A 14,502-nucleotide genomic window follows, 5' to 3' on the forward strand; every position below is an offset into this window, starting at 1 on the left:
ACGTTGTTTTTTTGAATTTATGCAAAGCTTTTTTGTTAATTATGTAATTATTTGAATTATGTTGTAAGCTTAAACGTGCAAATTGCCGATATTTTTCACGCTTTTGTCGGTATTTTATGAAAAAAACGTCTTAATTTAGGTTAAATTAAGACGTTCCAAAGTGTTATGAAATTTTTAAATTTTACTTTTTACTTATTTTTCAAAAAGTGATTTAGCAAAAATGAAGTCGAACTGTCATGTGATTTAACAGTTTTAGAATTAATCTCATCTAAGATAGAATTAGCCAATTGTTTTCCTAATTCAACTCCCCATTGATCAAAACTGAAGATATTCCAGATAATTCCTTGAGTGAAAATTTTGTGTTCGTATAAAGCAATTAACGAACCCAAACTTTTTGGAGTCAGTTTTTGAATTAATATTGTATTCGTTGGTTTGTTTCCTGTAAAAACTTTAAAAGGCAATAAATAAGAGGCTTTTTCTGCAGAAAGTCCTTGTTTATCAAATTCTGCTTGAACTTGCGCTGGAGTTTTTCCGTTCATTAAAGCTTCTGTTTGAGCAAAAAAGTTCGACATCAATTTGTCATGATGATCTTCGTTTCCGTAAAGTGGTTTTACAAATCCAATAAAATCTGTTGGAATTCTTTTTGTTCCTTGGTGAATTAATTGGAAGAAAGCATGTTGCGAATTTGTTCCTGGTTCTCCCCAAATAATAGTTCCAGTTTGGTAATTAACAGGTTTTCCATCGCGTCCAACACTTTTTCCGTTACTTTCCATAGTTGCTTGCTGCAAATACGGAGCTAATTTTGATAAATATTGTGTGTACGGAATCAAAGCTTCACTTTCTGCACCATAAAAATTATTGTACCAAACGCTTAATAAAGCTAAAATTACTGGAATGTTTTGATCTAGTTCTGTTGATTTAAAATGCTCATCCATTTCGTTTGCTCCAACTAATAATTGGTTGTAGTTTTCAAAACCAATTGCCAAAGCTATACTTAAACCAACGGCGCTCCAAAGAGAAAATCTTCCTCCAACCCAATCCCACATCGGAAAAACGTTGTCTGGATTAATTCCGAATTCTGTTACATTTTTAATGTTTGTAGAAACCGCTGCAAAGTGTTTTGCAATATCTTCTTGAGTAGCCGATTTCAAGAACCATTCTTTAATAGTTTCAGAATTTGAAAGCGTTTCTTGAGTTGTAAAAGTTTTAGAAACAATTACAAATAAAGTAGTTTCAGGATTTAATTTTTTAATGATTTCGTTTACGTGATCGCCATCAACATTTGAAACGAAATGAAGATTTAAATGATTTTTGTAAAACTGTAAAGCTTCAACCGCCATAACTGGACCAAGGTCAGAACCACCAATTCCGATATTTACAACATCGGTAAAAGCTTTTCCTGTGTAACCTTTTCTTTGTCCAGAAATGATTTCTTCGGTAAATTGTTTGATTTTATTTTTTACTTCGTAAACTTCTGGAATTACATTTTCTCCATCCACTTTAATAACTGCCGATTCTGGAGCACGTAAAGCCGTGTGAAGAACTGCACGATTCTCTGTTTTATTTATTAATTCCCCTCCAAAATAATCAGCAATTGCATCTTTTAATCCGATTGAATTTGCCAATTCTAATAAAAGCGAAATAGTTTCCTGACTAATATTATTTTTAGAATAATCTACAAGGAAATCGTTCCATTGCAAATTAAATTTTTCGGCGCGGGCACTATCTTGTTGAAACAATTCTTGTATGGTGGTTTCGTGAATTGCGTTATAGTGGTTTTGGAGATTTTTCCACGCTTCAGTCCCGGTTGGGTTTGTTGTGTTTAAAGCCATTTTTATCTATAATTGAGTTTGTTCTTTGAAACACAAAAATACTGAAATAACTTTTAAAAGGAGAACGGTTCACGATTATATAACAATTAGTTACGAAAACGTTTTATGAATTTTATTTTATGAAACTAAAAACGATATCAGCAATAAAAAGTGCTAGAATTATAAATATTAGGTATAATAAACATAAGCTGGCAATTAGAAAAGCAATGATATAGCCAAATTTACTAAGTGGTGAAGATTCTGAATATATTTCCTGATAGAAATCGGTTTGTTTTACTCTTTTTATGGAATAGAAAAAAAGAATAATGCAAATTGCCCCTGAACAGAGCATACCAATTAGAGGTTGTAGTATTGGTCCGCAAGATAATAAGATCATATTTTTTTGCTATTTTTGAAATTGATCATTAGAGTGAATTAGGGAATTTATTCCAGCCTCATTAAATCAAAATACATAAATCTATGTTTTTCTTCTTTATCTGAATCTAATAAAAAGATAAAATCATTTTTTTGATAAGTAGAAAGTTGTACAGGTTTGTTGTACGCATCTAGTATAAGTAATCGACATGCAGGTTTGTGTTCAATAAATGTCCATCCTTTTATAAAATCAAGAAGTTGATGAGATAATCCTTTGCCTTTATAATTTTTATCAATTCCTAATCTTGCAATTTTTACAGCAGGATATTGTCTAATTCTTTTTTCGTTTGGCAATTTTATTTTTCGATGAAGTTTGTTCCAAATAGAATTTTCGTAACCTAGATCATTTAAGCAATCATTTGAAATAGAGAAGAAAGCTGCAACACTACTATTTTGCTTAAATAAGTAAGTATTTGTGATTTTTTCGTTTTGAAAATTTTTAGAATCTTCAAGTAAAAATTCATTTATTTCGTCGTCTTCACAATCAAAATTTTCTAAAACGTCATCATTATTTAAAGCTGAAAAAACAAAATCAGATAAATCCATTCATCATGCCTTTTTCGACATTACTTTGCTTACTAAAGAAAATATTCTAGCTTTTTTTTCTTCAGAAATCTTATTTGTTTTACTTGTGGAAATGGCAGCATTGAATCTTTCAGATTCCTTACCTTTTACTACTGGAGTAATTTTAATTGTTGTTGCCATTTTTTAGATTTTAATAAAGTAATAATTATGTTGCAAATGTAAGTATTTTTTGACTGAATTTCAAATTTTAACTTTTTTATAAAAAGATGAAATTTTCTTTACCAAATTTTCCACCAAGGCTTTTTGTTGATTTCAATAACTTTCTTTGTAATATCGACATCAATTCTTTTTGAGGATTCTGTTTTGATTTTCGAATCATCAAAAAATAATTCGCCAGTATCACTCATTCCAAGCGGAGATTTTGTTCTCTCTTTCCAGTTTTCGGTTTGTAATTCTGAAATTAAAGGTGAATCGATTTTTTCGCGAAAGCGTTTTTGTGCTTTTTCTATAATTTCTTCCTCTAAATTTGAAGTTGAATTTTTGAAAAGTGAAATCGAATTGTCTGGAATATTTAAAAGAAAAACCTGTGTTTTATCACCAATTTTCTGAATGTCCAAGACCTTAAAATATGAAATAGAATCTAATAGAAAATGCCCAATTTTTGCTGAATCAGGATTAAACTTTGACAAATCTTTGGCGTGAGCACTTGCAATTAAATACCTGAAATTTCCAGAAAGTCCGCCGCCAATCGAACTCATATCGGTAAAACCCTTTTCCTGAATGATCTGTCCAATTTTATAATTTGAAATTAAATTCTCTGAAAGATTGGTGTCTCTGTAAAACAATTTTAAACCAGAAAAAGTTTCATTATACATGGTTTTAAGACGCGTATTCTTCATGGTTTTCGATTTAAAATCTAAAATTTTAAAAGTGAATTATTTACAAATTCCCAATGCTATCCAATTCTCTTTTCAACGGTTCAATCTGTTTCATAAAACGAGTTCTGTCATTTCCAGTCAAAGACTCTCCCGTTGGAAGATTCAATCGAAGGGCATCAACTTGTACGCCATTTTTCCAGAAACGGTAACAAACGTGAGGTCCAGAAGCTAAACCGGTACTTCCAACCAAACCAATTGTCTGTCCTTGCGTTACGCGCTGTCCGCGGCGAACCAGTATTTTGGACATATGTAAATATTGAGTAGAGTAGGTTCCGTTGTGTTTTACTTTTACAAAGTTTCCGTTTCCAGCGGTGTATCCTGTCGTTTCTACAACTCCTGAAGCTGTAGTAGAAATTGGAGTTCCAGTTGGAGCCGCATAATCGGTTCCTTTGTGTGCTTTCCAAGTGTGTTGAACTGGGTGAAATCTATTCATTGTGAATCTAGAAGTGATTCTGCTGAATTTGATTGGGGTTTTCAGAAAGAAATTTTTAAGTGTTTTTCCTTCATCATCATAATATTCGATTTTTCCTGAAGTCGTATCTCTTTCGAAAGGAAAAGCATAAATGATTTTACCTTTATATTCAAAAAATGCTGCTTCAAGATCTTCAACGCCATCATACGTTTTTCCGTTGATGAAACGTTCTGTGAAAATTAATCCGTAACGATCTCCTTTTTTAAGTTTGAAGAAGTCAATAGACCAAGAAAATACTTTTGTAATTCTGCTTGCCAAAGCCGTTTCAACATCTTCGCCTCCTAAAGTTTCAGATAATGAAGTTTTTAAAACGCCTCCAATAATTTTTCTTTTTAAAGTAACGGGTTTTACTTTTTTGTAAGCTTTTGCAATGCTGTCTCTTAAATCAATAACATAATAACTTAAAGCGTCGGGCTGGTAAATGAAAACCTGTAAATTATTGGTTTTGTTTTTTGAACGAAGTAAGGTGAAAGGTTTGCCGTAACGAATACTTCTTACATTAAAAGAATCTTTTACTTGCTCTACAATGTCAAAAACTTTTTTGTCTCCAATATTTTGACTTTGAACGATTGAGCCAAAAGAATCTCCTTTTGAAATTGTATCGTTAACAACATTGAAATCTGCGTAATTAAAACCGAATTCTATTTTTTTGGTTGCTGGTTTAGTAATTTTTGTTTCTACTTTTTCTTCAGCTTTTTTACATGAAAAAATAGAAAACAAGACAATTAAAATTACGACTGCTTTTTTCAAACTTTTTGTTTTTTTGTGGTGAAATTATTCTGCGGTTTCATTTCCCCAATTGGACAATTCTTCTTCGGTCCACAATTTAGGAAAAAAGATGCGTCTTTGGTATTTTGGATGCATATATTTTTGCCAGTCGCTTCCGCCAGTTGCTTCGCCGTTACCTTTTCCGCTTTCTAAAATATACTTTCTTGCAGTATTAAGATGCTGCATAACCCAAGTGATATTCACCGTTTTATCGTAATGACGCATTGCCGCAATTAATTCTGGATTTTGCTGATCTTTTTCTGGAAGTTGAGAAAATTTCTGCCAGATGTTTTTTGTCTTAAAAGTAGACATTTGTCTCAGAAATTGAACTTTGTATTTGTTCTCAAATTCTTGAAGCAAATATGATTTTTCGCCTGTGTGATAATCTTTTCCAGCAGCTTGCCAATACAAATGTTCAAAACTGGTTTCCAAATCGGTATTTTCATCAAAGTTTGCTTTGTATCTTCTGTCTGTTAAATTAATTACATCTGTAGAAGCAAATTCAATCATTCTATATTGTGCACTTTGAAAACCGCTTGCCGGAGTAAGTGTATTTCTAAATTTCATATATTGATCTACTTCCATGCCATTTTCCATAATGCTGAACGAATTGGTAAGCATGTCAAAATATCGAGTAATTCTTGATAATCTTTCACTAAAAAAATCTACCTGAATGTTTTCTTTCTCTGCGATTTGATCAATTTCCCACAAAATCATTTTGAAAATTAATTCGTTTACCTGATGATACATGATAAAAACCATTTCGTCAGGAAGTGTGGTACGTTGAATTTGTAAATTTAAAAGTGCATCAGTCTGAATATAATCCCAATATGTGATTGGTTTAGCCCAAAGCAATCCTTCTAATTGAACATCAGTTTTTTGATTTATGGCTTGAAATTTTAGATCAATTTCTTTTAAGATTGCTTCAGAATTATCTGTAGGGTTCATTATTTTTTTGCTTTTAGTGGACTTTTTAATCCTTTATATTCATCGAGATCGGCTTTAAGAGATCCTACAGCCAAATCTGCTTTTATTCTTATCGGAACTTTGTTTACATCGTCTGTTATCCAGAGTGTTAAACTTTCTTTTTCTTTAAATACTCTTCCTGTTTGCACCAATGGTTTGAAGACCATTGTAGAAACGGTTCCAAATTTAGTTGTAATATCTTGACGACCTACATATTTTAACTTAAATTTTGTGATTTCATCATCAAAAAACATGTCAATTGTGATGGCTTCGCCAGATTTTAATTTGTCAATATTTGGATGATTTCTTAAATAGTAAAATGCCGAAACAATATCTTGCACTTCTTCTGTGACAACAATTGTTTTTTCTGATTTTCTTTTATAATCTTTTACTAAAACTCTATTTTCTCCTTGATTGAAAAACCCCTCTTGGTTTTTAGTGTAACCACCTTCGTCAATTTTTCGGACATAACGATATGGTTTTCCTGTTTCTTTGTCAAAATAACTTTCGTACAAATCTTCTACTTTGAAGAAAAATTTTGACATTCCGGTGGTGTAACCTTTTCCAACAGAGTGATATACCTTTTTATTGTTAATTGTAGCATCTTTTACTTCGAGAGTGGCGTAACCTGCATTTACAATTCCGTAATGAATTCTAAATTTGAAATATTCTCCAGTATCAAAAGCGTCCTCTTTTTGAGTGTCGAACGCTAGTGTTGTTAGTGCTAATATGATGAGGAAATACTTTTTCATAGTACAATTTTTACATTTCATTATAAAGGTAAATAAATGCAAATTCTATTCCAAATGTACCAAAACAAAAAAACTCAGTCAAAAGATGACTGAGTTTTTATGCTATTAACTAACCAAAAAACTATAAATTATGAAATTTATATCAATTCGGAAGGAAACCACCCCTTCCTTATTTGCGAGTGCAAAGATAGATAGAAAGTTCAAAAAACAAATAGCCAAAGTCAAGTTTAACATATCATTTGCAAAAAAAGCATCGTTTTTTAGAGAATTATGCTGTTTTGTGCATGGAAATTAACATTTTATAGTGTTCCTCTCAATTCTTGCTCTCTTTCAATTGACTCAAAAAGAGCTTTAAAGTTACCTGCACCGAATCCTTTTGCACCCATTCTTTGGATAATTTCGAAGAAAAGCGTCGGCCTGTCTTGAACTGGCTTAGTAAAAATCTGTAAAAGGTAACCGTCTTCGTCGGCATCTACCATGATGGCTAGTTTTTCAATTTCATTAATGTCTTCTTTCATCATATCCATATGAACACCCAATCTTTCTGGAATTGCTTCATAATAAGTATGAGGAGGAGCAGATAAAAATTCAACACCGCGAGCTCTTAATTGTGATACAGTTTTAATAATATCATCAGTTGCAATAGCGATATGCTGAATTCCAGGTCCGCCATAAAAATCTAAATATTCTTCAATTTGCGATTTTTTCTTTCCTTCGGCTGGTTCGTTAATTGGGAATTTAATTCTTCCATTTCCGTTAGACATTACTTTACTCATTAAAGCAGAATATTCTGTAGTAATTTGCTTGTCATCAAAAGAAAGGAAATTTACAAATCCCATAACTTCTTCATAGAATTTTACCCAAGTATTCATTTCGTTCCAACCCACATTTCCAACCATGTGATCGATATATTTTAATCCCGTTGGTTCTGGGTTGTAATCTGATTTCCATTCTTTATATCCAGGCAAGAAAACTCCGTTATAGTTTTTTCTTTCTACAAAAATATGAACGGTTTCTCCGTAAGTATAAATTCCAGAACGAACAACTTGTCCAAATTCATCTTCTTCAACAGTTGGTTCCATAAAAGAACGCGCGCCACGTTTCATAGTTTCTTCGTAAGATTTTGTAGCATCTTCAACCCAAAGCGCTGCCACTTTTACTCCGTCACCGTGTTTTTTCAAGTGTTCGTTTATTGGAGAATCTGCTGTTAAAGGCGTTGTCAAAACAATTCTGATTTTATCTTGCTTTAAAACATAAGACGCTTTGTCTTTTACTCCAGTTTCCAATCCAGCATAAGCCAATGACTGATACCCGAAAGCAGTTTTGTAATAATGTGCAGATTGTTTTGCATTCCCTACATAAAATTCTACATAATCTGTTCCTAATAGTGGAAGGAAATCTTGTGCTCCTTCAAATATTTTCTCTAATCCGTATTCTACTGATTTTACTTCTTTTGACATGATGTTTATTTGTTTTGTCGGTTATTTAGAAAAACCGAATGTTGTGTTTAATTTTGTTTTAACGCAAAGGGCGCAAAGAGTTTTTTGAGAATGATTTTGTAAAATCGCTAAGGACGCAAAGCTTTGCGAACTCATTGAAGTAAAACTTCATTAAAATCTTTGCAAACTTTGCGAAAAATCCTTTGCGAACTTTGCGTTTAAATAAGTTTAGTTATTCCGTCCAAGATTTGTAATATTTTCCATCATCCAATCCCATAGCCTCTTCCGTAACCATAAGCGGACGGAAAGTATCAACCATTACGGCTAATTCCTGAGTTTCTTTGTGACCAATGCTACGTTCCATTGCGCCTGGCGCTGGTCCATGCGGAATTCCTTTTGGATGTAAAGTAATATGACCTTGCTCGATATTATTACGACTCATAAAATCGCCATCTACATAATATAGAACTTCGTCAGAATCTATATTACTGTGATTGTATGGCGCCGGAATTGCTTTCGGATGATAATCGTAAAGTCTTGGGCAGAAAGAACAAACGACAAAAGTAGCCGTTTCAAAAGTTTGGTGTACCGGAGGCGGTTGGTGAACACGCCCCGTTATAGGTTCAAAATTGTGAATCGAAAATCCGTATGGGAAATTATATCCGTCCCAACCCACAACATCAAATGGATGTGTTGCATAAACCACTTCGTGAATCATGCCTTCTTTTTTGATTTTAATTAAAAAATCACCTTTTTCGTCGTGAGTTTCCAATTCGCTTGGCAAAATAAAATCACGCTCGCAAAATGGAGAATGTTCTAAATGCTGACCTGATTGGTTTTTATATCGTTTTGGAGTGTAAAATGGAGAATAAGATTCTACATAAAATAGTCGGTTTTCTTCCGTTTCAAATTCTATTTGGTAAATAATACCGCGCGGAATAATCAAATAATCGCCATACTCAAATGGAATATTCCCAAGCATGGTTCTCAATTTTCCTTTTCCTTTATGGATGAAAAGCATTTCATCGGCATCGGCATTTTTGTAGAAATAATTTCGAAGGGATTCTTTTGGCGCAGCCAAACCAATAATACAGTCTTTATTGACCAACATTGCTTTTCTACTATCCAAAAAGTCGTTTTCTGGTTTTAATTCAAAACCTTTAAAAAGTAATGATTTTATGTTTTTTCCGATTGCAATTTTTGGTTCAACCGAATAAGAGTTTAAAATTTCTTTAACCTGCGTTGGTCTGTGAACATGATATGAAAGTGAAGAATGTCCGTGAAAACCTTCTGTTCCAAACAATTGTTCGTAGTAAAAACCTCCGTTTGGTTTTTCAAATTGGGTGTGTCGCTTTTGCGGAAAATCTCCGAGTTTGTGATATAATGGCATGGCTTTTCAATTAGATAATTTGTAAATTAGATAATTCGAAAATTGAATTGTTTGAACAGACAATCTGATCATTCTTTTTTTGAATGACCTAATTATCTCAATTCGAAAGCTTACTCAGGATTTCTCTTGATGAGGAATTGAAGATACTCTAATAAACCTGTCCATTTTGTTTTCATTATAACAAATGTCGTAATTTTTTCGAAGTAAAAATAAAAATTATATTAATTATAACTAAAATAATTTAATGTTTTTTGATATAATTTTCACGAAGCAAAAAAATAATACGATTTTATTGAACTATTCACTAATATAATACTAAAACAAGAAGCCAATGCTAAACCAAGTAAAGCTTCTAGACATTTCTGGAGACCAAGATTGCTTAATTTCGATTGGACCAATAATGGTTTCTAATCCATAACCTACAGCATAACCGGTATATTTTGGCATTGAAATCCAGTCAACATCAGAAAAAATATTGTTTCCAAGATTGGCAAAATTGGCAGAAAGATTAATGTGGTTTTTTCTTAAAATTTCGTAATCCAACGTAATTCCTGTTTTGATGTAGCTATTTCCTGCAATGCTCAAGAAATCATAGCCATAAAAATAATTGAAGTTATTTATTTTGCTGTAACCGTAACCGCCCAAAATAAAATCAAAGAAAGGAACACTTGAGTTTCCGAAAGTAAATCCTGCATCGGCATCAATCTTAAAAGTTGCTCTATTAAATAAAGTATTCACAAAAGACACTTCGGCTTTTGCAATAGAAAAAGGTTTAAAAGTTTTAGTGTAATCTGAAGATGCTAGATAGGTTTGCAAATCTGTAGAAAAATACAAACCTGAACTTGGATAATATTTATCATCAAACGAATCGTATTTTAGATAGGCAAAAGCGCTAAAATAATTGCTTTTGTCTATTATATTATCTTCATTGGCAAGTGTTGGCGAATTTATTTTTAAATATTTATATTCTAAACCGCCGCCCATTAAAAATTTCTGAACAAAAATAGTCTGAAAATAAGCTTGATTATTCACATCCATAAAATCAACATTAATTAAGTTGACATTTGGATTTTGCGTTACCAAATTACTTAAACTCGTGGTTACATTTCTATTAAATTGATTCAACCTCGAACGAAAACCAAAACTGATATTAAAACCATTTTCGACATAATAATTGAAATCATATCTGAAATTATCTCCTAAAATTATATCCAGCGAAGTGACATCGTTTTTTAAGAATGTTTTTTTATGAGTCAAATTCAATAAAATACCACTTTTATAAAGTCCGTCGTAATGAAGTCCGAGCTTTAAAAAAGTCTGTGTTGGATTTTCTTTTAAAACCAAATCCAAATCATCTTTTTCGCCATCTGGCTGCAGACAATACGAAATAGTGCTAAAGTTTTGTGTGGCATTCAAATTGTTAATTCCAGTTTTAAGACCATTATATGTAATAGTGCTTCCGGGTTTAAAACGAAGTTTACCGCGAATATATTCTTTGGTATAATTATCTAGTTTATCGGTATTGATTTTTTGAATTTGAATCGTGTCTGACGCAACTTTTAATTTTGGTTTTTTATAAAAAGTAGTTTCGTCGGCTAATGCTTTAATTTTTTCATAAACAGCAAAAGCAGCTTCTTCACCTTTTCGAATAATTTCTTCACCTCGATCAAATGAAATTACACCAAAGTCACGAATGTCTGGTTTAATGTAGACATCGGTGTTTTTTATTTTGTTTTTCATTTTATCAATCGACTGAAGATTGGTAATCTGAACCAAAATTCGAGTAGCATTTTTCAGGTTTTTTCTCTTCATTAAATCGTCCTGAACGTCAACTCCAATAATAATATCGGCTCCAAGTTTTCGTACTTCTTCAATAGGATAATTGTTTACAACTCCGCCGTCGACCAATAAATTCCCGTCAATTTCTACTGGAGTAAATAAGGAAGGAAAAGCCGCACTTGCCATCATAGCCTGAACGAGATTTCCTTTATTCAATAAAACTTCTTCTCCAGTTTCAATATTAGTTCCGATACATAAAAAAGGAGTTGGCAGTTTGTTGAAATCACGAATGTGACGAACATTTCTGGTTAAACTGCTCAATAAATTATAATTGTACATTCCTTTTGAAAGCGCTTCAGGGATACCGACTCTAAAATTGCTAAAAGGCAAAACTATCGCATACAATTCGTCATTCTTTTTACCGTAAAAATTCTTAGAAGATCTTGGTATATAATCGTTTATTAATTCGTCGAAATTGGTTTTCTTAAAAATAGAATCAATTTGAGAGGCATTGTAACCAGATGCGTAAAGTCCGCCAATGACAGATCCCATGCTTGTTCCTCCAATATAATCAATTTTGATTCCAGCTTCTTCCAAAACTTTCAGAACACCAATATGTGCAAAACCCTTCGCGCCGCCGCCACTCAAAACCAAACCAATTTTTGGCCTTTTAATGCTGTCTTTTTTTGTTTCTTGCGAAAAAGAGTTTTGCGAAAAAAGCATCAGCAATACAAATATCATAGAAATTTCTTTCCAAAGTGTATTTGGAGAGAACCCTTTTGATTTGATATTTAAAATTGAAAATAGATTTTGGCGCATAAAAATCTGCAAGTTAGTTTTGTAAAAGTCGGCAATTTTTTCGGGTTTATTCCTAATATGATGTTGTTTTTAAAAGTATTAATTTTTTATTTTGATCGTACTTCCAAATGTCGTTATGAGTCTTAGCGCCGCCGCGACAGCTTGAGGTAAGTGTCTTTTTTATTTTATCGATTTTCACGTCGCAAAACATATCACATTTTGGATTAAAATTCGATGGAAATTCTAAACTTTCAAAATTTTTAGTTTTCGGATTAAAGATAAAAATCTGATAAATCGTGTAAACTCCCATTCCGTCATCGGTATGAAAACTGGAAAAATCGGTGTAACCATCAAAATTATAATCGTTTATTTCTAAATGGGATGGTTTTCCAGTTATCGAAACTTCTATGTTGTTTATAATTTGAGTTTTTCCTGTTTGAATATTTTTTATTTTGACCGCTTGTTCGTACTCTTCTTCGCTCGTTCCAATTTTATTTTTATAACTAATCTCGATTTTGCTTTTGTCTTTTTGTACAAAAGAAATATCGTTTTGACTATATGAAATAGAAAAAAATAAACAGATAATAATATGTAAAAGGCTTTTTTTCAAAACGAATTAGTTTTCTTTTGGATGATAAAATGCAACAATTTTCTTGGCTCTCGAAACACCTACAACGTCTGAAATTTCTTTTTCTGTAGCCAGTTTTAATCTTTTAACACTTTTAAAATGTTGGATTAAAGCCAACATTGTTTTTTCGCCAATTCCAGGAATGCTTTCTACCGAAGAATTAAGAGCCGATTTGCTTCTTTTATCTCTATGAAAAGTGATTCCGAATCTATGCGCTTCGTTTCGCAATTGCTGAATTACTTTTAAAGTCTCAGATTTTTTATCTAAATATAACGGAATCGAATCTCCAGGATAAAAAAGTTCTTCGAGACGTTTTGCAATTCCGATAATGGCCACTTTTCCGCGTAAGCCTAATTCGTCAATACTTTTTAATGCGGCAGAAAGCTGTCCTTTTCCACCGTCAATGATAATTAATTGAGGTAAAGGTTCGTTTTCTTCCAACAATCTTTTATAGCGTCGGCCTACAATTTCAGTCATCGAAGCAAAATCATCTGGGCCTTCAACGGTTTTCACATTAAAATGGCGATAATCTTTTTTGCTTGGTTTCCCGTCTTTAAAAACAACACAAGCCGCAACCGGATTTGTTCCCTGAATATTCGAGTTATCAAAACATTCTATATGTCGAGGCTCAACAGGAAGACGTAAATCTTTTTGCATTTGCGCCATAATTCGATTTACATGACGATCTGGATCTACGATTTGCAATTGTTTCAATTGTTCAATGCGATAGAATTTGGCATTTCGAATCGATAAGTCCAGAATCTGCTTTTTGTCTCCAAGCTGCGGAACAGTTACTTTAATATTTTCGCCTAAATCCAATTCAAACGGAACAATGATTTCTTTTGATAACAATTGAAAACGCTCACGCAATTCTACAATCGCTAATTCTAATAATTCTTCGTCGCTTTCATCGAGTTTTTTCTTTATTTCTAAAGTATGCGAACGAATAATCGAACCATGAGAAATCTGCAAAAAGTTGACATAAGCGGCACTTTCGTCAGAAACAATTGAGAAAACGTCAATGTTGGTGATTTTTGGATTGATGATGGTTGATCTGGATTGGTAATTTTCTAAAACTTCAATCTTTTCTTTGATTTTTTGCGCTTCTTCAAATTGTAAATTTTGCGCGTAAGTATTCATCAATTTCTTGAAATCTTTTAAACTTTCTTTAAAATTTCCTTTCAAGATTTCACGAATCGCATTGACTTGTCTTTGATATTCTTCCAAAGGTTCTAAACCTTCGCACGGACCTTTACAATTTCCAATGTGATATTCTAAACACACTTTAAATTTTCCAGAATTGATATTCGATTCGCTTAAATCATAATTGCAAGTTCGAAGCGGATACAATTCTTTAATTAAATCCAAAATAGTGTGCACCATTTTGAAATTGGTATAAGGTCCAAAATATTCAGAACCATCTTTAACCATTCTTCTAGTTAAAAATATTCTCGAAAAAGGTTCTTTTTTAATGCAGATCCACGGATAACTTTTGTCATCGCGCAACAGCACATTATATCTTGGCTGAAGCGTTTTAATTAAATTATTTTCTAATAAAAGCGCATCGGTTTCTGTGGGAACAACGATATGTTTTATAGTCACGATTTTTTTGACCAAAACGTTTGTTTTAGCGGTATCGTGAATTTTATTAAAATAAGATGAAACCCTTTTTTTTAGATTTTTTGCTTTTCCAACGTACAAGATTTTTCCATCTTTATCGTAATATTGATAAACACCTGGATTGTCTGGCAAGGTTAAAATTTGAAGATCTAAAGCCGGTTTTTGCATTCTTTTTGTTTCT

12 protein-coding genes are annotated in these 14,502 nt (G+C 32.4%); all 12 read right to left on the minus strand.

Features of this window, described 5'->3' with window-relative positions:
- Positions 1 to 188: 188 nt before the first annotated feature.
- On the minus strand, positions 189 to 1,832 hold the full coding sequence (gene pgi / locus P0R33_RS13960) for a glucose-6-phosphate isomerase (protein ID WP_276171797.1): 1,644 nt from the start codon (positions 1,830 to 1,832) through the stop codon (positions 189 to 191).
- Positions 1,833 to 2,255: 423 nt separating this feature from the next.
- Positions 2,256 to 2,792 (minus strand): hypothetical protein, encoded by a 537-nt coding sequence (locus P0R33_RS13965; RefSeq protein WP_276171798.1) that lies wholly within the window; start codon positions 2,790 to 2,792, stop codon positions 2,256 to 2,258.
- A 3-nt stretch (positions 2,793 to 2,795) separates the two neighbouring features.
- Positions 2,796 to 2,951: a hypothetical protein gene (locus tag P0R33_RS13970; RefSeq protein WP_205334627.1), complete on the minus strand. Its 156-nt coding sequence runs from the start codon at positions 2,949 to 2,951 to the stop codon at positions 2,796 to 2,798.
- A 98-nt stretch (positions 2,952 to 3,049) separates the two neighbouring features.
- Positions 3,050 to 3,670 carry a hypothetical protein gene (locus P0R33_RS13975; protein WP_276171799.1) on the minus strand — a complete coding sequence of 207 codons (621 nt, stop codon included), beginning with the start codon at positions 3,668 to 3,670 and terminating at the stop codon, positions 3,050 to 3,052.
- 40 nt (positions 3,671 to 3,710) lie between these two features.
- Entirely contained in the window at positions 3,711 to 4,931 is a 1,221-nt protein-coding gene (locus P0R33_RS13980; protein ID WP_276171800.1) for a peptidoglycan DD-metalloendopeptidase family protein, read from the minus strand.
- A 24-nt stretch (positions 4,932 to 4,955) separates the two neighbouring features.
- The gene (locus P0R33_RS13985) at positions 4,956 to 5,897 is read right to left on the minus strand and encodes a tryptophan 2,3-dioxygenase family protein (RefSeq protein WP_276171801.1); all 942 of its coding nucleotides are present in this window, start codon (positions 5,895 to 5,897) and stop codon (positions 4,956 to 4,958) included.
- Positions 5,897 to 6,667, minus strand: coding sequence for a DUF3108 domain-containing protein (locus tag P0R33_RS13990; protein ID WP_276171802.1), 771 nt, complete (start codon positions 6,665 to 6,667; stop codon positions 5,897 to 5,899). Before P0R33_RS13990 ends, P0R33_RS13985 begins: the two co-directional genes overlap by 1 nt.
- A gap of 299 nt (positions 6,668 to 6,966) precedes the next feature.
- Complete coding sequence (hppD, locus tag P0R33_RS13995) at positions 6,967 to 8,127, minus strand: 4-hydroxyphenylpyruvate dioxygenase (RefSeq protein ID WP_276171803.1); 1,161 nt, start codon at positions 8,125 to 8,127, stop codon at positions 6,967 to 6,969.
- A gap of 211 nt (positions 8,128 to 8,338) precedes the next feature.
- On the minus strand, positions 8,339 to 9,496 hold the full coding sequence (locus tag P0R33_RS14000; RefSeq protein WP_276171804.1) for a homogentisate 1,2-dioxygenase: 1,158 nt from the start codon (positions 9,494 to 9,496) through the stop codon (positions 8,339 to 8,341).
- A gap of 315 nt (positions 9,497 to 9,811) precedes the next feature.
- Positions 9,812 to 12,094 (minus strand): patatin-like phospholipase family protein, encoded by a 2,283-nt coding sequence (locus P0R33_RS14005; RefSeq protein ID WP_276171805.1) that lies wholly within the window; start codon positions 12,092 to 12,094, stop codon positions 9,812 to 9,814.
- Positions 12,095 to 12,146: 52 nt separating this feature from the next.
- Positions 12,147 to 12,683, minus strand: a complete 537-nt coding sequence (locus P0R33_RS14010; protein ID WP_276171806.1) for a hypothetical protein — start codon at positions 12,681 to 12,683, stop codon at positions 12,147 to 12,149.
- A 6-nt stretch (positions 12,684 to 12,689) separates the two neighbouring features.
- A complete protein-coding gene (gene uvrC / locus P0R33_RS14015) occupies positions 12,690 to 14,489 on the minus strand; it encodes an excinuclease ABC subunit UvrC (RefSeq protein ID WP_276171807.1) in 1,800 nt (599 codons plus the stop codon).
- Between the last annotated feature and the right edge of the window lie 13 nt (positions 14,490 to 14,502).

Source organism: Flavobacterium sp. YJ01 (genome assembly GCF_029320955.1).
GTDB lineage: Bacteria > Bacteroidota > Bacteroidia > Flavobacteriales > Flavobacteriaceae > Flavobacterium.